Below are 579 nucleotides of genomic sequence, written 5' to 3' on the forward strand. Positions count from 1 at the left end.
CGCCCAGCGGTCATAGCCCACGCCCTTGCCCTCGGCTCGCTTGGCTTCCCGGTCAACCATGCGCTGCAAGGTGTTGTCTGCCGGGGTGGTTTTTGTGGTTTTTTCCCCTTGTAACGGCTTTTTAACTGCGGCAGGATATTCGGGTATGGCTTTGGTCTGTTCGGCGGCTCTGTGGGCGTTCTGCGTGAGCAGGGCAAGGACAGCAGCCTTGTCAAAATCGTCCCCCAGCTTCCGGGCTGTGATAGGCTTTGTCCTGTCCGGTGTGAGGTAGGAAAGCCGCCCCCGGCTCTCCTTGACGGTCACACCCTCCCGCAGCAAAAGGGAAGAAAACTCGTCAAAGCTGGCAGCTTGGGAAAGTGCCTGCCGTATCGTCCGGCGCAGCTTCGCCTTGTCCGTTTCAAACTTGGTGGGCTTGGTCGGCTGTCCTGCGGCTTCTCTGGCGGCGTTCTCTTTATCAAGGGCAAGCTGCCCTTTCTTTGCCGCCCAGTATTCCCGTTCGGTTATCCGTTCCTTGCTGCCGTTCAAGAGGTCGATTTGGTAAAGCCCCTCCCGGTGGCACATCTCCATGACTTCACTCTT

At 58.4% G+C, this 579-nt stretch carries 1 pseudogene; it reads right to left on the reverse strand.

What is annotated here, in order from left to right:
* Nucleotides 1–579 (reverse strand): annotated as a pseudogene (locus GPK49_RS12820) (relaxase/mobilization nuclease domain-containing protein); the annotation flags it as partial.

This window comes from Clostridium sp. MCC345, from assembly GCF_018785345.1.
Taxonomy (GTDB): domain Bacteria; phylum Bacillota; class Clostridia; order Lachnospirales; family Anaerotignaceae; genus Anaerotignum_A; species Anaerotignum_A faecicola.